This is a genomic window from Chryseobacterium sediminis (genome assembly GCF_008386505.1).
In the GTDB taxonomy this organism is placed as follows: Bacteria; Bacteroidota; Bacteroidia; order Flavobacteriales; family Weeksellaceae; genus Chryseobacterium; species Chryseobacterium sediminis.
The window spans coordinates 1-26,681 of the sequence record NZ_VUNZ01000007.1 but is presented as its reverse complement, the minus strand read 5'-3'; the positions used below and the strand labels follow the sequence as shown (position 1 = coordinate 26,681).

The following is a 26,681-nucleotide window of genomic DNA, read 5'->3' as shown; positions in this document are numbered from 1 at the left end:
GCGTTAATATTGCACCGTATTTTTAATTAAAGATAAATACATGAAAAACTGGATTCCCCTTCTTTTATTGCTTCTTGTCTTATCATCCTGTAAGACCCGTACTAAAGTTCAAAATGATACGGATCAGACACGGGACAGCATTGCTACAACAGCAGATAAAGACAACGGCGATCCAAAAGATGTAAGCCAACCGGTGAGAGACAAACTCACTTTTTATGAACATGTATTGATTCCACCCAAATTTGAGCAGATTAAGATAGACAGCAAAGTTCGAGTAGAAACAGGAAATTATGTCCCTACTCTGGATGCTACGGTCTATATTGAAAATGATAAAAAGGTGTGGATGAATCTCAGAGCATTATTCATCAATGCAGCCAGAGGTATTGCTACTCCCGAAGGAATAAAAGGCCAGGATAAGATCAATAAAACCTATATAGATTCCGACTTTGATTATCTTAATAATTTACTGAATGTTAATTTCATTGATTATAAATCTTTGGAGAAAATCCTGTTAGGAAGAACTTTTGTTAAAATAAATGACAGACAATTTGATCTGACACAGAATGCACAAGGCTTCAAAATGGTTTCTAATATCAATCAGAAAATTACAACGGATGAAAAAAACAGAGAATATAAAATTGCTCTTCAATACGACACTAATTACGATTTATTGTCCGTCAATTTAAAAGATATTCTGTCTTCAGACGAACTTGATGTTTCTTACAGTGACTGGAATGAATATGAAGGAATCCGCCTTCCAAAAAATGTTAAAATAATTATAAAAGGCTCAAAATCTAGTCAGATCTTAATGGAAAATACGAAATTTGACTTTTCGAGGATGGAAACACCTTATTCTGTACCATCCAGTTATAAGAAAATTGAGATTAAATGATTAGAAAATTTAGCTTTTTAATAGGTGTTTTGATGTTTGGACTGCACCAGGGACAGCAGAACAAAGAACAGCTGCAGAAGCAGAATGCCGAACTTAAAAAACAAATTGCACAAATAAATTCCGATTTAGCCAAAACCAGAAGTGAATCTAAGCTTTCTATAGCCTATCTTTCCAGCGTGAACCAAAAACTGGTTTTAAGAGAGAAGGTCTATAATAATACACAGAAAGAAAAAAGATTCATTGAGGATGATATCTATTTACGTCAGCTGGAAATCAACCGTCAGAATAAAGAACTGGCTGTATTGAGAAAAAACTATGCTGAGGTTTTGGTGAATGCTTATAAAAATAAAGGCGTACAGAACAAAGTAACTTTTATTCTTTCTGCCAAAAACTTAGGAGAAGGTATACGTAGAGTACAATACCTGAAACAATACTCAGATTATCAGGATAAAAAAGCAGCTGAAATTACAAATGCAGCCAACCTGATCAAGAAAACAATTGCACAAAGACAAAACTCTGTAAAAGAGAAAGCGAACCTTCTGGTAAACCAACAGAAGGATTTGGCGACGATCAATGCGGAAAGAGCCCAAAAAGAGCAATTGGTAACTGACTTTAAGAAAAACGAGACCAAACTGACCGCTGAACTTAAGCAAAAACAAGTTCAGTCTAAAGCATTGGAAGGACAGATCAGAGCCATTATTGCTGAAGAAATCAGAATTGCTAAAGCAGAAGAAGAAGCAAGAAGAAAAGCAGAAGCAGAAAAAATACGTTTAGCAAAACTAGCCGCTGAAAGAGAAAAAGCAAGAATTGAAGCAGAAGCTAAGGCAAGAGCAGAAGCCCTGGAAAGAGAAAGAAGACTTGCAGAAGCAGAAGCTAAGAGAGCTGCAGATCTGGCGGCAAAAAGAGCTGAAGAAGAAAGAAAACGTAGTGAAGATGCTGCCAAAGCAGAAGCTAATGCAAGAGACGAATCCAGAAGAATAGCCGCTAAAAAAGCTTCAGACGAAGCCAATGCAAGAGCTAAAGAAGCTGCAGATAAATTAACAGCTGCTAGAGCCGCAGAAGCTGCCCTAGCAAAGAGAAAAGAAGAAGAGAAAAAAGCTGCTGAAACAAAGGCCATGACAAGCTACGGAGTTTCTACCGCTACCGGAAACAACTTTGCAGACAATAGAGGAAGACTTGGTTATCCTGCAGACAGAGCCGGACAAATCACCCACCGTTTCGGAAGACAGCAGCACCCGGTTTTCAAAAATATCTCTGAAGACAATACCGGTATTAAAATTTCAGTGCCTTCAGGTACACGTGCCAAATCTGTATTCCCTGGAACTGTATCTTCAGTTGTAGCAAGCAGTGATGGTACCAAAACCGTTATTATCAAACACGGAGGGTACTTTACTATTTATTCCAACTTATCCAATGCAAATGTTTCCAAAGGACAGCAGGTTTCATCAGGAACCGCAATAGGTACTATAGCACAGGATTTTGATGGCGCTTATACCCTTGATTTCCAAGTATGGAACGGAAGTACACCAGTTGATCCATTAGGTTGGATTTCATATTAAAAAAAGTGTAACTTTGCAAAAATTTTAAGAGATGAATACACTAACAATACTTGCCTTATCTTGGCAACATATCCTTATCGTAGCAATACTTTTAGTATTACTTTTTGGAGGAAAGAAAATTCCGGAATTAATGAGAGGAGTAGGTTCAGGAATCAAGGAATTTAAAGATGCAGTAAAAGAAGAAGACAAACCTGGTTCTGAAAAAAAAACCACGTCGAACGATAATAATTCTCCAAGCAACTAAAATTCCTTAGAATTAATGAAATTTACTGAGACTGCATGGAAAGTCTTCAATCAAGCTATTGAAGACTATCACGTGTCTGATGACGTTAACACTCTAATTAATAACCCGTTCGAAAAAGATACTTTGGAACGGATTTTGTATGCAAAGAACTGGATTGATACCGTTCAATGGCATCTGGAAGATATAATTAGAGATGAAAATATTGATCCGGCTGAAGCTCTTCAACTCAAGAGAACAATAGACGCTTCCAATCAGAAAAGAACTGATCTGGTAGAATATATTGACAGCTGGTTCCTTACTAAGTTTGAAAATATAACTCCTAAATCTGACGCAAAAATAAATACAGAAACTCCCGCTTGGGCAGTAGACAGATTATCAATTCTTGCATTAAAGGTTTATCATATGTCGTTAGAAGCGAATAGAGAATCTGCTTCTGAAGAACACAGAAACAACTGCCAGGCTAAACTGGATGTTCTGCTTACTCAGAAAGAGGACCTGTCAACTTCTATTAATCAGTTGCTTGCTGATATTGAGAACGGTAACGTTAAGATGAAAGTATACAAACAAATGAAAATGTATAACGATGAAAGTCTTAACCCAATCCTTTATCAAAAAGGGCAACAGAAATGAAACGACTAATTTTTCTTGGAGTACTTATCATATTAACATCTTCCTGCGCAACGGAAAAGCTAAATCTTTCCCCGTTGTCAAATAATTTTTATAGTGATACCAAAGGTTCTGATTCCGACAGAGGCTCAAAGAAGAATTTTAATATCAATGTTAAAGAAAATGTAAATGCTTCTGAAATTTCAAATATGATCTCCACTTTTCCCAAGTTTAAAAACAATGGGTTGAATGATGAGGTTACCAGTTTGAAATACAGCCTTCAGAATTATTTATATGCTATTGATGCCAGTAATTCTGCCGGTAAGAGCAGAGCCCTTAAAAGCTTTGAAAAATCATACAAAAAAATTCAAAAGCTAAGACAGAATCTTGACAGAGATGACGATGAAGTTCTCAACAGATATCTGGTTCGTTTAAAAACCAATATCTCTGTTATTGAAGATGCTTTGCCAGGAAGTTAAAAACTAATTGAACTTATCAATGATTAAAATTCAGGCGGAAGCCAATGTTCCTACAGAACACGGTACTTTCCGAATGATAGCTTTCTCCGAAAACGAAAATGACTGGATGCCTCACATGGCCATCGTTGCTGAAAATACAGATTTTTCAAAGCCAGTCAATGTTCGTTTCCACTCAGAATGTATTACCGGAGAAGTTTTCCATTCAAAAAAATGTGAATGCGGCCAACAATTGGATGCTGCAATGAAATATATCCATGAAAACGGTGGAATTATCATCTACCTTCGTCAGGAAGGAAGAAACATCGGGATCATCAACAAGCTGAAGGCATATTCCCTGCAGGAAAAAGGGTTGGACACCGTACAGGCCAATCTTGAACTGGGACTACCCGCAGATGACAGAAATTTTGGCGTAGCCATTGAAATCCTTAATCTCCTGGAGGTAAAAGATATCAATCTTCTGACCAATAATCCTGAAAAGGTAAAATATGTTGTAGACAGCAATATTCACCTTAATTCAAGAGTACCGTTACAGATTCCTGCAAACGAAATAAGCAAAGGATATCTGCAAACAAAAAAAGATTTCTTTGGACATCTTCTGGATGACAATGATAACTAAATAAAACAAAAGCTTCAGAAATTCTGAAGCTTTTGTTTTTTACTTTCGACCTTAGGAAACTGTCATTATTCAGACTACAAATTTTACGTATAAAACGCTCACATAAGGATTTAATGTAACAATCTGAACTTTATATACTGTATGCATAGATAATACTCGAAAATTACAGCATCCTATAAAATCATTTGTAATCAGTCATTCATAAATCAAAAGCCCCGAGATTTCTCCCGGAGCTTTTTTAATTATAAAAAACTGAAAAGATATTCTAAATTATTTAGTCTTGATTTTAGACTCGTCAATATTGTAATATTTGATTACACTTTTGTAATCGTTGTAATCTACAGCAGTACCTTTTGCCATTTTTGCACCACCGGTACCTGATCCATTAGCAGGAAGAATAAGTACTCTGAAGTTTTTATTCTGATAGTATGACGGATTAGCTGTTAAACTAAATGTAGCAGTAGAATTAATATTAATGGTAGCAGCATATTTACTGAATTCAAAAATATAATCCACAGCATCATTATTTACATTTCCTACATAACGAGTATAGGGAAGAAGCTTCCAGATAGGAGAACCTCCGTCAGTTCCAATCTGCATATAAATAAGGACCATATCAGATTGTACTAATGGGCTGTTGAAATCATCGGTCCATCTGTACAAATTATCATCAACCTTAGTAAAACTAGGGCTTATATCGAACGATTGGTTTATAGTATCATAATCTGTTCCCTGTACTACATCATCGTTATTATCACAACTGTAAGCAGTAAGTCCCACAGTACCCAGGAATAAAAAGAGAAGTATTTTTTTCATTTCTTATTAAAGTTTAGTTATTATTTATATTGCGTATTCAAATCATATACCAAAAATCTCAAAAACTTTGTTTTCCTCATTTTTTTAATTGTATTTTTGTTCTTATTCAAAAAGTCATGAAGAAATTATTATATACTTCACTCTTTATTGTCGCATTGATAAGTCCTAAGGTGAACGCCCAATATCAGCCAAAAAATGCTTCTAAGGAAGATTTGAAAAAGGCTCACCAGTGGGTTGACAAAACCTATAAAAATCTTTCTCAGGATGAAAAACTAGGACAGCTTTTTATTGTGGCACTTTACACCAATAAAGGTGAAGACTATATCAGCCAGGTAAGAAAAATTGTTGCAAATGATAAAATAGGAGGTCTGATCTTAATGCAGGATGATGCTGCAAGGGAAATCAATCTGGTAAATGAATTTCAGCAAAAATCTAAAGTGCCTTTGATGATTGGTATGGATGCAGAATGGGGACTGTATCAGAGAATAGCCACTGCTCACAAATTTCCATGGGCAATGACATTGGGCGCCATTCAGGATAAAAACCTTGTGTATCAGATGGCCGCAAAAATTGCTGAGGATTGCCACAGAATGGGAATCAACTGGGATTTCGCTCCTGTAGTGGATGTAAACACTAACCCTAATAATCCTATCATTGGTAACAGAAGTTTTGGTTCTGAAGTAGATAATGTAATCAGCTCTGCCCTATCCTATTCTAATGGTCTTCAGGATAACAATATCTTAGCAGCCATTAAACATTTCCCGGGACACGGAGACACCAGCACAGACTCACACCTTGATCTTCCTGTGGTTTCCCATTCAATGGAAAGACTTAACACAATAGAACTGGCCCCCTTCAAAGCGTTGATGAATAAAGGAATCGGAGGGGTAATGGTTGCTCATTTATATGTTCCGAGTTTAGAATCAGGAAAAGGAATTCCAGCTTCCGTTTCTAAAAATATTATTACCGGATTACTTAAAGATAAACTAGGCTATAAAGGTTTAATCATTACAGATGCCCTAAATATGGGTGCTGTAGCCAATAAATATAAACCAGGGGAACTGGATGCTATGGCTTTTAAAGCAGGAAATGATATCATGCTTTTCTCACAAGGTGTTTCTGAAGGTAAAAAATTGATTCAGAAAGCCATTGATAAAGGAGAAATTCCTCAATCCAGAGTAGAAGAAAGTGTGAAAAAAATCTTACTAACCAAATATTTCCTTGGTCTCACTCAATACACACCAAAAAATCCGGAGAACATCAATGGCGATTTAAATAATAATTCTCATATCCAATTGGTACAGAATCTTTATTCCAATGCACTGACTTTATTAAAGGATGAAAAGAAATTACTTCCTCTTACAGGAAAGCAGATGTACTATGTTCCTTTGGAAGAAGCTCCTTATCAGACTTTCGCCAACAGATTAGGGAATAATGTAATCATTAAAAAAGCGGGCGAAATAAATACGATTCCAGCAGGATCAACAGTAATTGTCGGCTTACATAAAGATAATTCAACGGCTTACAAACCTTATAAAGTTTCAGCAGAATCTAAGCAGGTACTTTCTGATCTTACCAGGAATCAAAATGTAATCCTGAATGTATTCGGAAGTGCTTATGCATTAAAAGATATTGATATTTCAAAAGTTTCAACAGTTCTTGTTTCTTATGAAAACAATGATGATTCTATGAATGCTGCAGCTGATGCTTTAAACGGGAAAACAAAAATATGGGGAAAACTTCCGGTATTGGTTAATGATCAGTTAAAACCGGGAATGGGGATTGATCTTAATGCAGTTACCTCAGCAAATACCAAATAATACAACATCAAAACAACAATAATCTAATGAAAATAGGCATACTTTGCTATCCAACCTATGGAGGAAGCGGAATTGTAGCAACAGAATTAGGAATGTCTCTTGCCAATAAAGGATATGAAGTACATTTTATCAGTTCTGCACTTCCTGCAAGATTAGACATCACCAACCCGAATATTTTCTTCCACAGGGTAAATGTTCAGACCTATCCGCTTTTCCAGTATCAGCCTTATGATATTGCGTTAAGCTCGATGATCTATAGGGTTGTTAATCTTTATAAACTGGATCTTCTTCATGCACATTATGCCATTCCGTATGCGTATGCAGCTTTTACGGCAAAACAGATGCTTCAGGAAGACAATAATGATATTCCACTGGTGACTACTCTGCACGGTACAGACATTACCCTTGTAGGCCAGCACCCAAGTTATAAGCATGCGGTAGAATTCTCAATCAACCAGTCAGATGCTATTACATCGGTTTCTGAAAGTCTGAAAAAAGATACCCTTCAGTTTTTTAATATTAAAAAAGAAATTCAGGTAATTACCAATTTTATTGATAATTCTGAATTTGATGACTGCTCTGAGTGCCAGAGAACACAGTTTGCCAATCCTGATGAAAAGATCCTGATCCACGTATCCAACCTTCGTCCTGTAAAACGTGTGGATGAAGTACTTCAGATCTTTAAGAATGTGGAAAAAAAGGTGAAATCTAAACTTATCATCATTGGTGAAGGTCCTGATATGGAAAAGGTCAATCAGTTTCTGGAAGAAAACCCGGATCTTATTTCCAAAATTCGTCTTTTAGGAAAAGTGAATGATCTGTATAAAATCTTACAGCTTTCAGACGTTTTTCTTCTGCCTTCCGAGCAGGAAAGTTTCGGTCTGGCTGCTTTGGAAGCAATGGCCGCTTATACTCCGGTAATCAGTTCCAATGCAGGAGGAATTCCTGAAGTGAATATTCAGGGGGAGACAGGATATCTTGCTGAAATTGGAAATGTGGAGGCTATGAGCAACTACACCATCAAGCTGTTGAGCAATGATGAACTTTTAACCAAAATGAAGCAAAACGCGAAAGATCAGGCTATAAAATTCGATTTGAAAAACATTCTTCCTATCTATGAGAAAATGTATAGAACGACTATAGAAAACTTTAATAAGAAGCTGACGAAAGTATAATATTTCCATTATATTTATCGTCACACTTATGACGGAAAAACTGCTTCAATATCTTTGGAACTATAAGATTTTCAAAAATTTTGACTTCAAGGATATTGAAGGGAATTCCGTTGAGATCATCCATTTCGGAAAATGGAATAAAAATGCCGGCCCTGATTTTCTGGATGCTAAAATCAAAATCAACGACTTACTTCTCGCAGGAAATATAGAACTCCATGTACGTTCCTCAGACTGGATTTTCCATAATCATTCCCAAGATCCCAATTATCAGAATATCATTCTGCATGTTGTACTTCAACATGACATAGAAGTTCAGGAGCTTACCGGAAAACATGTTCCAACTTTGGAACTGAAAAATCATATTGATGAAAATATCATTTTGAAATATGAAAAGCTCATTAATGGAAATGAATTTATTCCCTGTGAAAATATCTTTGATCCCAAAAAAGTACCTGTCAACTTCTACGAAGAGAATATCCTGAAAAAACTGGACAAAAAATCTGAAGAACTTGAACAGAGTTTAACCCGTTATAAAAATAATTTTGAAGCCGTTTTATTTCACAGTTTTGCATATTCATTCGGATTAAAAGTAAATGCTCATATTTTCCGGCAGATTGCTGAAAGTGTAGATTACGGTATTATTAATAAAATCCGTCAAAATCCTCTTCAGCTTGAAGCTTTATTATTCGGAATTTCAGGATGGCTTGAGAACCCACAGGACGGGCAGATGAAAATATGGAAAAGAGAATTTGATTTCATTAAAGCTAAATTCTCAATTTCAGATCTAAAGTTTCATCCTAAATTTTTAAGGCTAAGACCTCCCAATTTCCCTACAATCCGATTGTCTCAACTGGCAGACCTTTACAAACATCAGAATCTATTCTCTAAGATTATGGAAGCCGGAAATGCAGATCAGCTTTATGATATTTTTAAACCTGTAAAAGCCTCTGAGTATTGGGATTTTCATTTTAATTTCGGGAGTATTTCCAAAGTACAGCCTAAAACATTGAGCAGGGATTTCATTGATCTTCTTATTTTAAATACTGTTCTTCCTTTAAAGTATACTTATCACAGATACCATCATGAAGAGATTACAGATGAAGTTATTGAACTGTACAGAACAGTTTCTCCTGAAAAAAATACCATCATTACAAGTTGGAAAAAACTGGGATTGGAAATCGCTAATGCTTTGGAAAGTCAAAGTCTCATCTACCACTACAAAAATTACTGTGAAGAGAAAAGTTGTTTGCAATGCAGTATTGGATCAAAACTCTTAACATCTCATTGAATTGATTTCATCTTAAAAAAGCGAGCGATGCAGGTTAACCTGCATCGCTCTTGACCTAAAAAATAAATCGGGAACTTTTAGGTGATTTGCTTGAGAATAAAATTTATTAAACTATCAATATTAAAAAACATCTATTTTCCTTTTATTTCGTTGTTCGTTTTTGCTACTTATAATCCTGGTACAACACCGGATCCTATTTCTGAACCTCCAAGATCAGTCGTTATTGTTCCCAGATCTTTTGTTATAGAATTATTAATCACCAAACAGTATACTGTCCAGTTTCCATTAGAAGCATTATTGGTTCCTGCTGAAGGAAAGTCAGCAAAAATATGCCATGTACCTCCGCTTTTATAGGAATTGATATTTAACGGAGCAAAATCACCAGAGGTTGGCAAAGACATTTTTAGCTGATTATTGCCATCATTGGAAGCAAAGGAACTTCCAATTAATGCAAGAGTATATTTGGTTGTATCAATATTAGTATTAAAATCACCAACAAAATCCTGATTTACATTATCCAGCTGATACACCATATAACCAATAGGTGCAGCTGATGTTGGGGTTGACATTACTTTTAATTCTCCTGTCACATTATCCCTTACCACAACTGAGTACCCTCTGGCTCCGTTAGTAAATGCTGCAGATCCTAAGATCATATTTCCTTTGATATTAAGTTTTGCAGCAGACATTGATGTAGTACCTATTGCTGTATTCCCATTAGAAAATATCACAAAATCATTACTCTGCTGGGCTGCCGTAGGTATTCCAGAAGCGGCATTATCCTTAGCTCCGTCTACATGGAAAGTACCTTGAGGATTTGCTGTATTTATTCCCACTTGCCCGAAAGTAAATAAAGAAAGAGAAATAAATGTGAGCAATAAGATTTTTGTCTTTATATTTTTTTTCATTGTTGTATGTTTTTAATTGTATTATATTATAATCCGGCAGGTATAGCAATTGATCCTGTCTTTCCTCCGGCAAGATCAATAGAAGATGTCCCCAGATTTTTCACTATTGAGTTGTTAATGACCAAGCAATAGAATGTCCAACTTCCATTTATTCCGTTCATTGTTGTTGCTCCGGGATAATTGGCAAATAACCTCCACGTACCTGCATTTTGAAAAGCATACATGTTCGCAGGACCAAAATCCCCATAGCTCGGATCAGACATTACCAACTGTTTTGTTCCGTTATTAGAAGTAAATGTGCTTCCGATTATGGTAACTGTATAGTTTGCCGTATCAATATTTGTATTATAATCACTAATCCAATCCCTGTTTACATTATTGATCTGAAAAGTCACATAATTAATTGGAAATGAATTCCCTGAAGAGGAAGAAGCTACTTTTAATTCTCCTGTAGCATTATCTCTCATTACTGAGGAATAACCTGGTGCATTATTAGCAAAATCAGCTGCACCAAGAATCATATTTCCTTTCAAGTCTAATTTGGCAGCCGGTGTCGTAGTACCAATACCTATTTTTCCATCAGGTGCTACTATGAAGTCGTCTGCTTGTTGCCCGGCGGTTGGAGTTCCTGAAAGATTGTTATTTTTACCTCCGTCTACATGAAATGTTCCTTGAGGATTTGATGTATTAATTCCTACCTGTCCAAAAGTAAATGAAGAGAATAGTATGGAAATAAAAAATAAGGTATTTGTTAATTTTCTAATTGTCATTGTAAATAAAATTTAAATATCATTTGGTATTGCTTTTATAATCCTGCCGGAACTGTACCTGTAGCATTACTTGATCCGCCAAAGTTTACTACAGAAGATCCTAAATCCTTTGAAAAAGTATTATTAATGACCAGACAGTATATAGTCCAGCTTCCATTGGCTCCGGTTAAAAAATTCTTCGTAGTTGCATGGGGAAAATTAGCTGTTAGATGCCATGTTCCGCCGCTATTAAATGCATATATATTTTTAGGAGAAAAATCTCCTTCTCCGATAAAGCTCATTGACAATTGATTATTCCCATCATTAGACACAAAATAACTACCAACTACTGCAACTATATATTGAGAGCTTGGTATATTAAGATTTAAATCTTCAAGATTGTCTCCTTCCACATGGTTTACTTTATAAGCAATATAGTTTATGGGAAATGTATTAGTAGGGGTACCAATTATTTGCAATTCTCCTGTCAAATCATTTCTTACAACTTGGGCGTGTCCTGCTGCTCCGTTAGTGGGAGTTGCTGTTCCTAAGTATGCATTTCCGGCTATATGCAGCTTGGCTGCAGGTGCTGTAGTTCCTATGCCTACATTTCCTGATGATGTAACTATAAAATCATTAGTTTGCTGTGTTACAGAAGGGGTACCTGTAAGATTATTATCTTTCGCTCCATCCAGATGAAACGTTCCTTGGGGATTTGTTGTTTTTATGCTTACCTGTCCAAAAGCTAAACAGGAACATAATATTACGGTAGGTAATAAAATCTTTTTTTTCATTCAATGTGTATTTATAAATTTTTGTTATGCCTCAAGTGTAAATGTAAATAATAGATACAGTACATGTATTCACTGAAATAATGCATCATATGTTTATTGACACTATTTCATACCTCTTTCCCTTCTATATTCTTTAATATTACATTTAATCGTATTCCAATCATATAAAACAATAAGAGGACTTCTTAGGCTTATTATAAATACAATGTTCCATGAAATAAAATTCACATTTTCAAGATACAAATTTAATCAGAGTAGCTATCCCAAACTATGGCCTCAGCCCATATATCATGTCTTTTCAGCATAAAAAAATTATGACCTATAAAACTAAATAACATCATAACAATTAGTTACAAACAAATATATTTTAAAGGATTTTTTTCTCCCCCAGGAGGAATAATTGTATATAAACAAGAATAAAATCTAAATGGAATATGAACAATGGGTATGACTTGTCTGAGTTTCTTAATACTATTTAAAGAAAAAAACTTAACTTGCAGTATTGGATTTAAACTTTTAAATAACAATCTGGAAATGCTGAGTAATATCCGTCATAAAATGGAAAGAGAATGGTTTGGTGTACTGACAAGAACGGGTGCCAAGCTGGGAATTCCTGTATCTAAATTGAGAATTTTCTTCATTTACTCTACTTTCGCCACAGCAGGTTTTTTCTTTCTGATCTATTTGGGATTAGCATTCACGCTTTGGATTAAAGATATTTTTATCACCAGAAGACCTAGTGTCTTTGACTTATAAATTATGGAATTTTTACCGATTACTTCTGCTGAAGATCATAGAATTAAAGAAATCTATACTTCTTACACCACTACTTTTCCTGTAGATGAACAAAGAGATAAAGAACAGTTTGAGGGTTTATTTTCAAATCCGCATGTAAAATTCATGTCTGTTATTCATGAATCGGAGACTATTGGTTACCTCATCTTATGGGAGCTTAGCACTTTTGTTTTTGTAGAGCATTTTGAAGTATTTGAAGCATTCAGAAGCAAGAAACTGGGTTCTCATATTATCAATCACATCTCAGAAAACTATCCGGGTGTAATTTTAGAAATTGAACCTGCAGATTTGAGTGAAGATGCTGCAAGGCGTTATTCATTTTATCAGAGAAATAATTTCAGTCTGATTGATGATACCCATATTCAGCCGAGCTATGGTGAGGGAAAAAGGTCTCTGAATTTATGGCTGCTTGCTAATTATACTCCCGAAAATGTAGATGAAGCTAAAAAAGAAATTCATAAAATTATTTATGCCTAAAAATATAAAAACGCCGGAAAAAACTATTCCGGCGTTTTTCTTTTACTGATATTTATATTAATTTACTTCGTACTCCAGTTTTATTGTAATACTGGCTTCTTTTTCTTTGGATGATGTATTGAAGGTTCCTCCGTAAGAATAATCTTCATTAGAATTGGGTGCTGTAATCTGAATCACTCCCATGGTTGCTTTTTTTAGATTTCCCAAACTACTTCCCGAATTTTCAGCAATTTTTTCAGCGCGTTCTTTAGCATCCTTTGTTGCGCTGGCAATCATTTCCTGTTTTACGGTAGCCAGTTTAGTATAAAAATAGGCTGGTGAAGAAGAGGTGAATTCAATTCCCCGATTGATAATTTCAGTAATATTTCTGGAAAGATTTTCTATTTTGCTTACTTCTTTACTTTCAATAGAAACTTTTTGGGTAAGGTTATAGCCGGAGAATTCTCCCTGTACATAATTTCCGTTGGCATCATTATAACTCCTGAATTGTTTCTGAATATCCACGGAAGAAAATACAATCTCCTTCTGCTGTATCCCTTTTGAAAGCAGATAATCATTGATCACTTTTCTGTCCATCGCCAGCTCATCATAAGCTGATTTAAGATCAGAATTATTTTTGGAAAAACTTCCGGACCAGGTGATCAGATCTGATGTAAACTGTTTTGTACCGAGACCTGTTACGGAAATAGTATTTTCAGATTTATTTCTGTTTTTAATGGCGTTTCCTAAAAATCCGAGCCCGATTATGAAACCAAGCGCGGCTATGGCTACTGCAAAAATGTTTTTATTCATAAAACTTGTGAATTTAGGTTGTTGTTACAATAAAGACTGTATCAATTTCTATTCCAATATTTTAAGATTTTTTTAACATTTTAAAAATTAGAAAACCTGAAGATTCACATAACTATTTTTGATTCTCTTTTAACCTTTCTATAAAAAGAGGTACCGTTTCTTCTAACCTCAGCATTACCCCAGAAAGATTTCTTGCTTTCACATAGGTTCGGACCTGAGGTTTCGCTAAAAATGAAAATTGAATAAATTCTGAGATTCTGTCGGCTGGAATTCCGGCTTTTACAAAATAATCATCATCTATCCTGTCCCGAATCCAGGCAATATGTTCCTGAAGATCGTCATATTTATATTGTCTTTTCTGCCTTCTGGCTTTACCGCTTATCAGATCATACACTCCCTGAACATTCAGATTTCCCAAGAGTATCGGTAAAAGAACACTTTTTACTTCGGCTGGTTTTTCTCTCATTTTTCCAACCGGCTGCGGAAGTCCTACCGCATCTCTCACCTGTTCACCTTTATCTACTTTTGCAACAATTCGGGAATCTGTTTCCAGATCTCCTGTAAGTTTTTTTACGATCTTTACTTCTCCTACATCCCTTGGAATCTGATAAAGAGTAATAAACAACGGAGAATTAATACCATCGGCAAGAACTCTTCTGGAGGTTCTGTTGAAGTCTTCTTTTACAAATCTCAGTTCGTCATTAGGATTGGCCTCAATAGAAAAAATACCCTCTGAATCAGAATATACCTTTTTGTCTGAAGACATATTGATAACGATCACTTTACTCAGGTTCTCCCCATTATCATCTACTATCCGACCAGTTACTGTCTGCTGGGAAAAAATAAGAGTACTGCACAGAAGCATAAGGAAAAGAAAAAATTTTCTTAGCCCAAATGTTTCAATATTTTCAGTCATATATCCCAACTTTATTATTCTTTATTTCCTTCTAATTTATTCATTTTACTATATTCCCCGAATGCTATTTTAAGCTCATACTCTATAACATCAATCTGAAAATCTTTCCGATAGCGTTTTGCAAGGGAACGGGTCTTTTCTGCATAAAGAAGGAAGGCGTCAATCTGCTCTTCATCCATTCCGTATTTTTTCAGGAAATTCAAGTTAATCTGGTTCCTTACTCTTTTAAGGAAATTCTGAGTCTCATTGTAATTCGCTTTCGTAATTTTAGGTTTTGTTACCTTCTTTACCAAACCTGATACAGCATTAAATACGCCAAACAGGTTTACCTGTCCCACATTATAGTCATGCCCTGTAAAAGTTTTTGAAACGGTATTAGTCGGTAATGGTTGATTAAGCGGACTTTTCATATAATCCTCCATATCCGATTTTAATGACTGGAGTTTTCTTGATTCATTTAAGCGCTGATTATCCTTCGCTAAATTTCCTGTAGGTTTATAGGTAATCTTCACTTCAGGAATCTGGATTTCTATTCTTTTGAGAATGATATTCAATGGGGAATCGAACTCTTCTATGGTAATTTTCTTATCTACACGGTAGTATCCTTCTTTTACGAATCTGATCTCGTCATTTTCTTTTGCATCAATCTCAAATTTCCCGGACATATCACTTAATATGCTTTTGTCTTCTGAAATATTGACAATGAGTACAGGAGTTAAATCAAATTCATCCCCTGTGATCACTTTTCCTGATATTTTTTGCTGTGCCCACAATCCAGAGGTGATACAAAAAAGCACAAGAAACAAAAACCTTTTGATATACATCATCTCCATCTATCTTTTAGTTTGTGGAGCGCGATAAGATGAAATTCTTGTCAGAACAAAACCTTGAAACCTGTTCAGATCTGAATCACTGCAAAAACCGTACTTCAGTATTTTTTTTCTTTCAAAACCGCCTGCAAAAACATAATAAATAAAATGATCTATCAGAGGTTTTTCGATCTTAAGATTGGTAAAATAATCATCTCCAAGACTCGCTCTGATATACTGCATCAAATCTACATCATCCCACTTGTCTTTGACTTTTCCTATGGAGAATCCTTGTCCTTTTGGCTGTACGAATTCTCCGGGTTTAGCGGCCAATATTCTTGGATCAGATTTCTGAGCAATATAGCGATCCATATCTTTAAGTAGCTTTTCAACCTTTTTAGGTTTGTTGTAAAGTTTTGAATCTATTTTCAGGTTTCCGGTAAGCCCTTGCTTTACTTCCACTTCAGGAATCAGAATGGTTTGACGGACAAGGCTTATATTCATAGGAGACTGTATATTTTCCTGAGAAACTTTTCTCATCAGCCGTTCATATCCTGCTTTTATAAAACGTAATTCATCCCCCTGTTTTCCGGAAATCATAAAATGACCATCACTGTTTGAAACCACCATTTCATCAGTCCGGATATTGATTACATTTACATCCTGCATTTCTGCACCGTCTTCAGAAGTAATCCTTCCGAATATATAACTTTGGGCATGGGTATGGATAAAAAAAATAAAGGATAAAAAAAAGAATAGTTTGAGTTTCACTGGCTGTTTTTTATAAAGCAAAGCTAAAATTATTTTTAATGTTTACCATAAGTTTAACCACACTTAACGCGTTTTAATATTTCTTTTTGATTTTTGCCTTCTAAACTGTTAAATAGCCTGATTAAATTGTTAAATTTTCTTTCAAATTTTAGCTAACTTGCAGTCTCAATTCTCTTTTTACAATGCAAAATTCTTACACAGTCATCAATGCTTCTGCCGGATCCGGGAAAACATATGCCCTGGTACAAAGGCTTCTGATGATCTGTCTCCGCTATCCTAATCAACAGCAGTCGATCAGGAATATTCTCGCTTTGACTTTCACCAATAAGGCGGCAAACGAGATGAAGGAAAGAATTTTATCCTGGCTGGGAAATTTCTCCGCTAAAGAGTATGCAGAGAATACAGATCTGAAAAATATCCAGAAAGCCTTTGAAGAAGAGGGCCTTAAAATTACAATTGATGAACTTCATCACCGTTCTAAGAAACTGCTGGATTATGTTCTCCACAATTATTCCACATTGAACATCGGAACTATTGACCGTTTTAATTCAAGACTGGTAAGAAGCTTTTCTTATGAATTGGGATTGGCTAAAAATTTTAATCTTGAAATTGAAGCTGAACCCTTTTTGATAGAGGCCGTTGATAAAATGCTGGACCAGATTGGAGAAAATGAAACGATCTCCAATTCTTTCATGGATTATGTAGACTACAGCCTTGAAAATAATGAAAGAATTAATCTTAATAAAAACCTTTATGATTCGGCAAAAGAATTTGTAAAGGATATTCACTATGAGCATCTGAAAAGCAATAAGAGTTTTGACGATGCCAATTATGAGAAAATAAAGAATACGCTTCGTAAAGAAATTGTTCTCAATAAAAAACAGTCTGCAGAACTTGCGGCCAGTTCTATTGAATTATTCAAATCCAGAAATATAGATATTGAAGATTTTGCCCAGGGTAAAAACGGAATCGGAGGTTTCTTTACGAAAGTTATCGATTTTTACCAGCAGAAAAGAGCCGGATTTCCTTTTCCTACCACTCAGGAAGAATCTGTGATCAACAATTACAAAAAGGGAGCCTCTTCAAAATCAAAACATAAAGAGTCTGAAATTTTTGAGATCCTTGATCATCTTCTTGAGAACAGAATGAAACTGATCCTTCTGTACATTGAGACTCAAAAGAAAGAGAAAGTTTTGTCTGCTCTCCTTCCTTTAAAAGTAAATAAGGATATTCAGGATGAGCTTCAAAAAATTGAGGAAGAAAATGATCTTGTCCTTCTTTCTAAATTTAATATCCTGATCAATGAAAATCTTAAAAATGAACCTTCTGCTTTTATTTACGAAAAAGTAGGAGCACAGTTTCAGCATTATTTCTTTGATGAGTTTCAGGATACATCAGAACTGCAGTGGCAAAATTTTGTTCCACTGAGAGATCACAGTGTCTCTACAGAGTATACTTCATTTACTTTGGTGGGTGATCCCAAGCAGAGTATTTACAGATTCCGTGGTGGGGAGAGTAAACTGATGCTGGATATTATCAACAAAAAAGAATTTTCACCGAAGGAAGCAGATCTTCTTGTGTTAAAAGACAACTGGAGAAGTGCCAGAAATATTGTACAGTTCAACAATGAGCTGTACCGTTTCCATTCTGAAGGGCTTTTGGAGGAGCATAAGAATATTTTCGGGGAAGATGCTGAGCAAAGTCCAAAATCAAAGATTGACGGACGTGTAAAGGTGAATCTTATCGACAATCTTACAAACGAAGAGTTTTACAATGATACTTCAGAAAGAATGCGAAAGGACATTCAGGAATGTCTGGATAATGGTTTTAAGTTTTCTGATATCACGATTCTTTGCAGAGGAAATTTTGATATTTTCAGCTACTCTCAAAAACTGGGAAGTTTAAAAGTTAATTATCGCGGTGAGGAAACGAATATTAAAACAATTTCCGATAAAGGTCTTACACTGGAACTTTCCAATACGTTAAAGGCTGTGATTGAATTTCTGCGATGGGAACTTAATCCTAAGAATAAACATTGCCTGATCATGATGATGTATCATCTGAATACACTGGGAAAAATTCATATGCCGGATTTCACTTTAGAAATGAAAGAAATTCTGGATATTGAGGGGCATGAAGAAATACTTCAGTTTATTCAGCAGAAATATTCACTGCAGCTTAAGCAGGACAATTTTCCGAGGTTTAATCTGTACAATTTTATAGAATATTACATCAACGAATTTTCTGTTGAAAACAAAGAGACCGATTTTTTACTGAACTTCCTTGAAATGCTTTTCAACTTCACCCAGAATGCAGGTGCCAGTACAAAAGAGTTTTTGAAATACTGGGATGAGGAAGCTTCCTCTTACACCATTCAGGCTTCGGAAAATATTGATGCAATCCAAATTATGACCATTCATAAGTCTAAAGGCCTGGAGTTCCCTATTGTTTTTATTCCTATGATGAACAAAAACCGAGATAGTGAATTTACCAACTGGTTTGATACGAATGAAAATGAAGCTTTAAAATCTGTGAACATCAATCAGTTTAATAAGAATCTTGAAGTTTATGATGAGGAAATTCTGTTTTTTAACAGTAAAAATTCTTATAAAAACATGATTGACAGATTATGTCTGCAGTATGTTGCCACCACCAGACCCGTTGAACAGTTGTTTTTCTATCTTCAGAAAGCTAATAAAACTTCTAATAATCTTGAGCTTCTCGAATTCCTTCAAACAAAAAATTCGGAACAGGCTGATGAGTTTGATCTGTATGAAGTGAATCCGGAAATGCTGAAAAAATACTCGAAAGATAAAAGTTCATCTTTTAAAACGCAGAATATTCAGGATCTTAAGAATGTCAACGAAAAAAGTACTTCTATCAAAATTGCTACTCCGTCTAAAAACTATCAGGTACGAAATGAAAAAGTAAGGATCGGGTTATTTGTTCATGAACTTTTATCAAAGATCAATACTGAAAAAGATATTTCAAAAGTGTTGGAAGGTTATGCACTGGAAGGCCAGATTACGCTGGAGGAAAAGAATGAAATACAACTCACTTTAGAGGAGATCGTGAAAACTTATGCGGAATTCTTTGATGAAAAATGGGAGGTGATCAACGAGAAAGATATTATGATCTCTGAAAATGGGGAAAGCCATATATTCAGACCTGACCGTATTTTAAAAGGTGAGGAAGGTTATATCATCGTTGATTTTAAGACTGGTGAACAGAAAACTAAAGATGAGGCACAGGTAGAAGGCTATAAAAATATCCTTGAGCGTCTGGGTAAAAAGGTTCTTAAGACTCAGATTATTTATCTATAAATTTTCCAATTCTAAAGGCTTAATTCTTTTCGGATAAAAAACAAAAACCGCTATTCCATTGGATAGCGGTTTTATATTTTGAGAAGTTTAAGTCTTAAGCTGTTGTAGCAGGAACAAATACTCTCTGAGACAACTCCTGATCAAAAAGGTATAGTGCTGATGGGTTATCGCATACCATTTTGATTTTTGTTACATACTGAGAAGCGCTGGCTTCTTCTTCTACCTGCTCGTTGATAAACCACTGCAGGAATGATGTTGTTGCAAAATCTCCTTCATCGTTTGCATTTTTTACAATATTGAAAATACTTTTAGTTACTATTTTCTCATGTGCCAAAGCTTTTTCAAAAATATCCGTAGCATTCTCGAACTCATGTGGAGGTTTTGGAATTTCTCCGATGATAATTTCTCCGCCTACATCATTTAAATAATCAAACATTTTATCTGCGTGCATTAATTCTTCTTTGCTCTGTACTCTGAAATAGTTGGCAATTCCGTCCAGATCTTTTCCGGAAAACCATGCAGACATTGAAAGATAATATTGAGCGGCGTATTGTTCGTGGGCAATTTGTTCGTTAATTAATTTTGCAATTTTTTCGCTAACCATAAGTATTAAATTTACAGTCAAAAATAGGGAATAAAAGCCCGAAATCAAAGGTTTTAAAGAAATTTAATACAAAAAGGATGGAAAAACATCCATCCTTAACACATTAAAAAACTAAAATTACAAGCTGTTATTTTACGTCAGCAGCTCCTGTATTCATCGGCTTTTTCATCATTCTTCTTTCTTTCATTGCCATCTTCATTTTTTCTGCTTTTGCTTTTCTGTCAGCCTGCCATTTATCGTATTGTTCAGGGTTTAGAATTTTTTTCATGTCAGCATCCATTTGTGCTTTCTTTGCCATCATTTCCTGCATTCTAACCTGTCTTTCTCCTTTATTTTTTTCAAACTCAGCTTTTCTTTCGGCATTTCTTTTTTCCTGAAGGTCTTTTATCTGCGCTACCTGAGATTGGTTCAGATTAAGGTCTTTTTGCATTTCTGCAAGGCGTTCCTGTTGTTTCTGCTCCATTTTCTGCTTCATTTCAGCGCCTCTTGCCTGTCTGTCTTGTGGAGTTGTAGTCTGTTGTGCCATTGCAAAACTTCCCATTCCGATAAATGTTATTGCTAAAACTAATTTTTTCATCTTTTTAAAATTTAATTAATTGTTATTATACCTTTTTGATTATTAATTAAAACAGAAGTTAAATTAATAAATTCATAAATAATGTTAAATTTTAACAAAAATAAATCAACAAACAAACAAAAAAAAAGGACAGATTATAAAAACCTGCCCTTCACACCACTTAAATATAATATATGAAAATTAATTCTTTACTAAGCTGCCTCTAAAGCCTCCATTACCGCGACCAGAACTTTCAGATCTTTGTCTCGATCCACCTCCATTTCCTCTGAATCCGCCATTATCTTCTCTTTTAGGAGCTTCTCTTCTTACTTCACTGTTTCCTCTGAAACCACCTCCATTATTGCTTCTGAATCCTCCGTTATCAGAATTCCCACGGGTTCCACCATTATCAGAGTTTCCTCTGAATCCTCCGCTGTTATTAGTTCTGAAACCTCCGTTATTGTCAGAGTTTCCTCTATTCCCGCTATTACTACTTCTAAAACCTCCATTATTATCACGGAAGCCTCCCGAGTTATCGGTTCTCGTATTTCTGAAACCATTACCGCCTCTGTCTCTTCTGACAATATCAAAAGTAGGGTTATCCATTCTACGGAATCTTGATCTGTCTACTCTGTAAATATTGATATTGACATTTCTATATCTTGGCATTACAGTATATCTCGGTACATAATACGTTCTTCTGTAATTCTGGAAATACACAATAGGGCTTGAACCTCTGTAGTAGTTATTTTGGAAAACTACAAATACCCTTGGTCCTAATATCCTTTCCATTGCATAAAACCTGTCATAATACCATCTGTCCGGATTATATCGGTAGAAATTATTCCATGCTGTAAAACTTGCATACAGATTATTAAGTCTCATAATCTGATCTATCTGCCAGCGGCTTAGTCTGTTCTGTACAAAAAAACCGTTCCAGTCGATATTAATGATACTTCCTCTGTAGTCGTTATAATAGCTTTGATAATAATCACTTGGATAATAATCCTGAGGATAATTGTAATAATAATCATCAGGGAAATAATTTCTGTCATCTTCATCGCTGTAATAGCCATCTCCATTCTGATAATAACCATCATCACCCCAACCATTGTTCGGATACTGCTGAGCAGACGTCAAAACGCCCAACCCAAAAGCTAATCCTAAAAATATTTTTTTCATCTCTATAGTCGTTAATTGGTTAATATATAGCAGAATATCTTAATTCTATCTTTTTGATACAAATAAAAAAAAGAAGTTAAATCATAAGATCAAACTTCTTTTAAATTATTTTCAACTAACTGATAATCAGGTGTTAAATTTACATTCTCCCGCTATCTTTTATCCAAAAAGCAATCTTTTCATTGAAAGATTTTTTCTTTTTAAGGTCTTCCAGTTTTATATGCATTCTGTAACGCCAATAATGTGGAAAAACTGCAGGATTATTAATTCTTTCATTATCAATATGTTTATTAGTAAGTTCAGCATCTGTTGCCAGAAACTCCTGAATCGGGAAAATAGCCAGCATAGCTTCGTTATATAAATGCTGTTTCATAATGATCTCTGCAAGATGAGGATTCAGATCTGCAGGAGCTTTACCATATTGTATCAGCTGTTGGTTGAAATATTTTTGGGTAAGAGCAGGATCTTCTTTCCACCATTGTCTCAAGGTTGAGCTGTCGTGTGAAGATGCTGTCACTACATTCATATAGTTTGCATGCTTAGGATTATAAAACGGGATATTTTCAGAAGGCATTCTCTGTACCTTTAAAGCTATGATCGCTAATTCGTCCATTACAACCGGTACACATGCAGGAACCATCCCGAGGTCTTCTCCGCAGATCAGCATCTTGGTAGCATTCAGGATAACGGGAAGCTTTTCCATTGCTTTCTCAGACCAAAGATGATCCTGTCTTCTGAAGAAATAATCGTGATACAGATCATAAATACTTTTCTGCTCCAATTCGGGAAGGTATTTGTAAGACTCTGTATTGTATACATTGAACCTTGGGTGATACACTGTTTTCCCGTTTCTTTCTTCTGTTAAAAACAAAACATTAGCACACAGGGAAATCAATTGCTCCTCAAGCGGACCATATGATTTTTTCTTAAAGAAATCAGCCAGTTTTCTCTGGGTATCAAATTCTTCTTTAAATACATAGGTTCCGTCTGTGTTACGGTTCATAAATTCAAGAGCTTTCCCACTATCTTTTCCAAAATAGTCCCATAAGATCTGATTATTGATAAAAGGCTTACAATATCTGTCAAAATTAAACGGAATCTGCCAGGCTTTAAATTCCTCCACCACTATAGGAACAGCCGGGTAAAAGTACCCTAAAATTCCTTGTACGGCAGAAATTGGCATTCTCCATATTCTGAAAAAACCAAGAATGTGGTCAATTCTCATCGCATCAAAATACTGTTCCAACGCTTTGAACCTATTTTTCCACCATCTGTAATCATCTGCTTTCATAGCTTCCCAATTATAAGTTGGGAATTCCCAGTTCTGTCCAAGCTCTGTAAACTGATCTGGTGGGGCTCCTGCCTGAAAATCCATTCCGAATAATTCCGGCTCTGTCCACGCTTCTACGGAGTATCTGTAAATTCCAATCGGAAGATCTCCCTTCAACGAAATTCCTAGGTTATGTGCATAATCAACAGCATCTTTCAGCTGTACATGTAATTGATACTGTACCCAGGCATGAAGCATTGAGATATCATAATCTTTATTTTTCGTTGTGAAAAACTGTAAAATTTTTCCTGCAATATATTTTTTATGAGTTTTCCACTCGTTGAAATTGGGTGTTTTATATTTATCCCTCAATACGCAGAATGCAGAATAAGGAACAAGCCAATATTCATTGTCCTTAATAAACTTTTTGAAGTTTCTGTCTTTATAGATTTTATCTTTTTCTGCGTAGAAAACAGCTGTAAGATATTTCCATTTACCTTCGATCATTTTTTCATAGTCAATCAGATCCAAGGAATTTAGTCTTTCTTTTTCAGTTAAATACGATTCAACTAATTCTTTAGGTAAGAAATAATCAAGCTTTTCTATAGAGATATATTGTGGATGCAATGCATAAACAGATACTGCCGCATAAGGATAGGAATCAGTCCAGGTATAATTTGCTGTTGTATCATTGATCGGAAGAATCTGAATAATACCAAGATTCGTTTCTTTTGTCCAATCTGCCAACTTTTTAATATCCGCAAATTCTCCTACACCGAAACCGTCATCACTTCTCAAAGAGAATACAGGAACAGCAACCCCGGCATCATGATACATCTGATATCCTTTAAATTTAAAATAATGATTGGAAACGATCTGCAGAACATCATCTAACAGATTAGCAACCGTAAATCTGTTCTCTCCGGTTTCCACATCAATAACTCTGTTTTCTTTAGTATCGTAAATACAATATTTGAATTGGATAAATTCATTCTCCGGAATTTCTACAGAAGCTTCCCACATTCCAAAATCTGTCTGTTGCAGATGAATCACTTTGTCATAGCTCCAGTTCCCTAAGGATGCCGTGCTTCCAAAGAGCACGATTCTCCAATCCGGATTATAAATAGGAGCTTCTATTCTGAATAAATGGGTATGCTTTTTTAAAACCGTAATTTTTTCGGGAACAAAATCATGCAGTTTATTGTAAAGGATTTTGTTGTTCAAATAGTTTTCAGGAAAATTTTTGTTATTCCACTCGTCAAAAACTATAAACTCCTTATAATTATGGGGGAAACTAAGATGATGCGGAACAAATTCCTCTCTTAATACATTGCCTTTTTCATTAACTACCCGGTATTGATAAGAAATGGATTTTGAGAAATTATCAACTTCACATTTCCATAATCCGTTTTCAGCATAAAACATAGTATGGATATGTACTGCAGCTCCCTCTTCACCAATTACCAACTGCAAATTTTCTCCAGCCTTTACAATATATCCTACATTAAAGTATAGTTTCATCTATATTTTTTTATAAATGTACATTTTAATATCGAAAAATAAAACTTATTGAATATCAAATAATCATTAAAAAACCTTCTCAAATTGATTTGAAAAGGTCTTTATATTCTTAATTATATTTTGTAATTATCTTGTTACGAGAATCTTCTTATTAAATATTACCTTTCCGGATTCATCAGTAATATTTACAATATAAGCTCCGCTCACCAATCCTTTAAGATATACTTTCTCATCCACTGAAGTATCTTTTATAGATAAATCATGAGTCATTACATTTTTACCTGACATATCAAAGATATTTAGTTTAATATTACCTTTCATATTCTTATTAGTATGAACGTTGATATAATGCTCATCTACTTTTGTAGGATAAATATCTAGATTAGTTGCCATAGCATTTATGTTGGAAGCTTTATCATTAACAAAATACTTACTTGCCAAATCATAAATATGCAGTCCTTGTTCTCCTGGAAGCTGCTTTGCCTGTAAAGTTGCTAGATCTACCTCATATAACGCAGCTCCTTTTGCACTTGCAACTACTACTTTTCCCTGATCATTTACAGCTGAACCGTTAACGGAATAATTATCCGGAATTCCGGCAATTTTACCTACGAACTTAGCTTTTAATTCCTTTGTCAGCACCTTGAAAACATTTCCTGACGCTGAGAAAATATAGAAATTATTATCTGAATCAGCTATCATATCTCCACCAAATCCAGTCTCCATGGCTGTAAATGAATTTTTACCGTTAGAAGAATCATCTTTGATAATTCCAAGATCATTTACTACATATTGTCCACCTTTTTTACTAATTTCCAGAAACTGTGTTCCGGCATTATTCACAGCATAAATGCTCCCATTATATCCTGTTGCCATTCTTGTAATATGAGAATTGATATCACATGATGATACTCTTGCTACTGTATTTTCTACCAATGTAATATCCTTCGTCTGTGGGTTTAAGACATAGATATTTGACGAAAACATAGGCATATAAACCAGATTATTATTTGAAGAATCATAGGCCAAGGCAGCCAAAGTTATTGCTTGAGAATTACCATAAGAGCTTTTATCTTCAGCTACAATACCTCTTCTAGCCTGAGAAAATACTTTGGCTGAAGAATCGGCTGTAAAAACTTTTTCTCCGGAAGTTCCATTAACTGCATCAATTGCTCGAAAATCGTTGAACGTGATACTCTGAGTCTGTTTTCCGGCAATCGCAAAGAAATCTTGTTGTGCCTGCGCATTCACACCGAATAACAGTAAAAATAGAGGGAATAAATGTTTTTTCATATTATATATTTTTAGATTCGTAATCATTTTGATATTACTAAGTTACACAATTTTCAAGTTAAAAAAGCAAAAATCCCTCGTATTTGAATAAAGTTGATAATCAATTAATGAATGTACAGCTGTTATCATTCATTTCTGCGTTCTTTTGATTAGTTTGATAGGCGAATAAAATATATTAATATCTATTAGTGAATGATTTGAGATTCGGGTTACATGTTACGTGTTATGATTTTCAAATAGTATTATAAGTATCCTCTTTTTCAGTTGTGTCATTCCGTAGGAATCCAGCCATATTTATTAGAGTCTAAAGGATTCAAATATTTGATGATAGAATAATGTAAAATAGATTGTTGAGACTCCTTCGGAGTGACAGCTGGGGATGTCATCATCAATGATAAATGATAAGTTATGAACGATGAATGATAA

Annotated in this window: 25 protein-coding genes; 12 read left to right on the top strand and 13 right to left on the bottom strand. The window is 35.0% G+C overall.

Features of this window, described 5'->3' with window-relative positions; genetic code table 11:
• The first annotated feature begins 40 nt into the window (after positions 1-40).
• Genes FW780_RS21735 through ribA form a run of 6 tightly spaced genes read left to right on the top strand, consistent with a single transcriptional unit; the run spans position 41 to position 4,396 of the window.
• Complete coding sequence (locus FW780_RS21735; protein ID WP_149835675.1) at positions 41-892, top strand: DUF4292 domain-containing protein; 852 nt, start codon at positions 41-43, stop codon at positions 890-892.
• Positions 889-2,451: a peptidoglycan DD-metalloendopeptidase family protein gene (locus tag FW780_RS21730; RefSeq protein ID WP_149835674.1), complete on the top strand. Its 1,563-nt coding sequence runs from the start codon at positions 889-891 to the stop codon at positions 2,449-2,451. Before FW780_RS21735 ends, FW780_RS21730 begins: the two co-directional genes overlap by 4 nt.
• A gap of 31 nt (positions 2,452-2,482) precedes the next feature.
• On the top strand, positions 2,483-2,695 hold the full coding sequence (locus FW780_RS21725; protein ID WP_047382882.1) for a twin-arginine translocase TatA/TatE family subunit: 213 nt from the start codon (positions 2,483-2,485) through the stop codon (positions 2,693-2,695).
• 15 nt (positions 2,696-2,710) lie between these two features.
• Positions 2,711-3,325, top strand: coding sequence for a DUF4254 domain-containing protein (locus FW780_RS21720; RefSeq protein ID WP_047420296.1), 615 nt, complete (start codon positions 2,711-2,713; stop codon positions 3,323-3,325).
• The gene (locus tag FW780_RS21715; protein ID WP_142719677.1) at positions 3,322-3,780 is read left to right on the top strand and encodes a hypothetical protein; all 459 of its coding nucleotides are present in this window, start codon (positions 3,322-3,324) and stop codon (positions 3,778-3,780) included. The genes FW780_RS21720 and FW780_RS21715 overlap by 4 nt, the downstream gene beginning before the upstream one ends.
• 19 nt (positions 3,781-3,799) lie before the next feature.
• Complete coding sequence (gene ribA, locus FW780_RS21710; RefSeq protein ID WP_052198528.1) at positions 3,800-4,396, top strand: GTP cyclohydrolase II; 597 nt, start codon at positions 3,800-3,802, stop codon at positions 4,394-4,396.
• Positions 4,397-4,666: 270 nt separating this feature from the next.
• Here the strand turns inward: ribA and FW780_RS21705 are convergent, their stop codons facing one another.
• On the bottom strand, positions 4,667-5,212 hold the full coding sequence (locus tag FW780_RS21705; protein WP_149835673.1) for a hypothetical protein: 546 nt from the start codon (positions 5,210-5,212) through the stop codon (positions 4,667-4,669).
• Positions 5,213-5,328: 116 nt separating this feature from the next.
• Here FW780_RS21705 and FW780_RS21700 point away from each other — a divergent pair, with 116 nt between their 5' ends.
• From FW780_RS21700 to FW780_RS21690, 3 genes are read left to right on the top strand one after another with little or no spacing between them, the layout of a single operon-like run.
• Complete coding sequence (locus tag FW780_RS21700; protein WP_149835672.1) at positions 5,329-7,032, top strand: glycoside hydrolase family 3 protein; 1,704 nt, start codon at positions 5,329-5,331, stop codon at positions 7,030-7,032.
• Between the two features lie 26 nt (positions 7,033-7,058).
• Positions 7,059-8,207 (top strand): N-acetyl-alpha-D-glucosaminyl L-malate synthase BshA, encoded by a 1,149-nt coding sequence (gene bshA / locus FW780_RS21695; protein ID WP_047374001.1) that lies wholly within the window; start codon positions 7,059-7,061, stop codon positions 8,205-8,207.
• Positions 8,208-8,235: 28 nt separating this feature from the next.
• A complete protein-coding gene (locus tag FW780_RS21690) occupies positions 8,236-9,495 on the top strand; it encodes a DUF2851 family protein (RefSeq protein WP_149835671.1) in 1,260 nt (419 codons plus the stop codon).
• 167 nt (positions 9,496-9,662) lie between these two features.
• Here FW780_RS21690 and FW780_RS21685 read toward each other — a convergent pair whose 3' ends face one another.
• The 3 genes from FW780_RS21685 to FW780_RS21675 are packed head-to-tail and all read right to left on the bottom strand — an operon-like array spanning position 9,663 to position 11,946.
• Entirely contained in the window at positions 9,663-10,403 is a 741-nt protein-coding gene (locus FW780_RS21685) for a hypothetical protein (RefSeq protein ID WP_149835670.1), read from the bottom strand.
• A 26-nt stretch (positions 10,404-10,429) separates the two neighbouring features.
• Positions 10,430-11,173 (bottom strand): hypothetical protein, encoded by a 744-nt coding sequence (locus FW780_RS21680; RefSeq protein WP_149835669.1) that lies wholly within the window; start codon positions 11,171-11,173, stop codon positions 10,430-10,432.
• Between the two features lie 35 nt (positions 11,174-11,208).
• Positions 11,209-11,946: a hypothetical protein gene (locus tag FW780_RS21675; RefSeq protein WP_149835668.1), complete on the bottom strand. Its 738-nt coding sequence runs from the start codon at positions 11,944-11,946 to the stop codon at positions 11,209-11,211.
• A gap of 534 nt (positions 11,947-12,480) precedes the next feature.
• Between FW780_RS21675 and FW780_RS21670 the strand changes: the two genes are divergently transcribed.
• A complete protein-coding gene (locus FW780_RS21670) occupies positions 12,481-12,702 on the top strand; it encodes a PspC family transcriptional regulator (protein WP_034695702.1) in 222 nt (73 codons plus the stop codon).
• A gap of 3 nt (positions 12,703-12,705) precedes the next feature.
• Positions 12,706-13,218 carry a GNAT family N-acetyltransferase gene (locus tag FW780_RS21665; RefSeq protein ID WP_149835667.1) on the top strand — a complete coding sequence of 171 codons (513 nt, stop codon included), beginning with the start codon at positions 12,706-12,708 and terminating at the stop codon, positions 13,216-13,218.
• Between the two features lie 57 nt (positions 13,219-13,275).
• On the opposite strand, the gene FW780_RS21660 is transcribed toward FW780_RS21665, so the two are convergent.
• From FW780_RS21660 to FW780_RS21645, 4 genes are all read right to left on the bottom strand, one after another.
• Positions 13,276-14,010, bottom strand: a complete 735-nt coding sequence (locus FW780_RS21660; RefSeq protein WP_149835666.1) for an SIMPL domain-containing protein — start codon at positions 14,008-14,010, stop codon at positions 13,276-13,278.
• Positions 14,011-14,122: 112 nt separating this feature from the next.
• Positions 14,123-14,926, bottom strand: coding sequence for a carboxypeptidase-like regulatory domain-containing protein (locus FW780_RS21655; RefSeq protein ID WP_241676968.1), 804 nt, complete (start codon positions 14,924-14,926; stop codon positions 14,123-14,125).
• A gap of 14 nt (positions 14,927-14,940) precedes the next feature.
• Entirely contained in the window at positions 14,941-15,753 is an 813-nt protein-coding gene (locus tag FW780_RS21650) for a hypothetical protein (protein WP_241676967.1), read from the bottom strand.
• A 6-nt stretch (positions 15,754-15,759) separates the two neighbouring features.
• On the bottom strand, positions 15,760-16,506 hold the full coding sequence (locus FW780_RS21645) for a carboxypeptidase-like regulatory domain-containing protein (RefSeq protein WP_149835664.1): 747 nt from the start codon (positions 16,504-16,506) through the stop codon (positions 15,760-15,762).
• A gap of 182 nt (positions 16,507-16,688) precedes the next feature.
• Between FW780_RS21645 and FW780_RS21640 the strand changes: the two genes are divergently transcribed.
• Positions 16,689-19,829 carry a UvrD-helicase domain-containing protein gene (locus FW780_RS21640; protein ID WP_149835663.1) on the top strand — a complete coding sequence of 1,047 codons (3,141 nt, stop codon included), beginning with the start codon at positions 16,689-16,691 and terminating at the stop codon, positions 19,827-19,829.
• Positions 19,830-19,923: 94 nt separating this feature from the next.
• On the opposite strand, the gene FW780_RS21635 is transcribed toward FW780_RS21640, so the two are convergent.
• The 5 genes from FW780_RS21635 to FW780_RS21615 form a co-directional block, all read right to left on the bottom strand.
• Complete coding sequence (locus tag FW780_RS21635) at positions 19,924-20,433, bottom strand: ferritin (protein WP_047374012.1); 510 nt, start codon at positions 20,431-20,433, stop codon at positions 19,924-19,926.
• 127 nt (positions 20,434-20,560) lie between these two features.
• Positions 20,561-21,010 carry a hypothetical protein gene (locus tag FW780_RS21630; RefSeq protein WP_149835662.1) on the bottom strand — a complete coding sequence of 150 codons (450 nt, stop codon included), beginning with the start codon at positions 21,008-21,010 and terminating at the stop codon, positions 20,561-20,563.
• A 180-nt stretch (positions 21,011-21,190) separates the two neighbouring features.
• A complete protein-coding gene (locus tag FW780_RS21625; protein ID WP_149835661.1) occupies positions 21,191-22,171 on the bottom strand; it encodes a hypothetical protein in 981 nt (326 codons plus the stop codon).
• A gap of 139 nt (positions 22,172-22,310) precedes the next feature.
• Positions 22,311-24,962 (bottom strand): 4-alpha-glucanotransferase, encoded by a 2,652-nt coding sequence (locus tag FW780_RS21620; protein ID WP_149835660.1) that lies wholly within the window; start codon positions 24,960-24,962, stop codon positions 22,311-22,313.
• Positions 24,963-25,088: 126 nt separating this feature from the next.
• The gene (locus FW780_RS21615) at positions 25,089-26,255 is read right to left on the bottom strand and encodes a T9SS type A sorting domain-containing protein (RefSeq protein WP_149835659.1); all 1,167 of its coding nucleotides are present in this window, start codon (positions 26,253-26,255) and stop codon (positions 25,089-25,091) included.
• Positions 26,256-26,681: the final 426 nt, after the last annotated feature.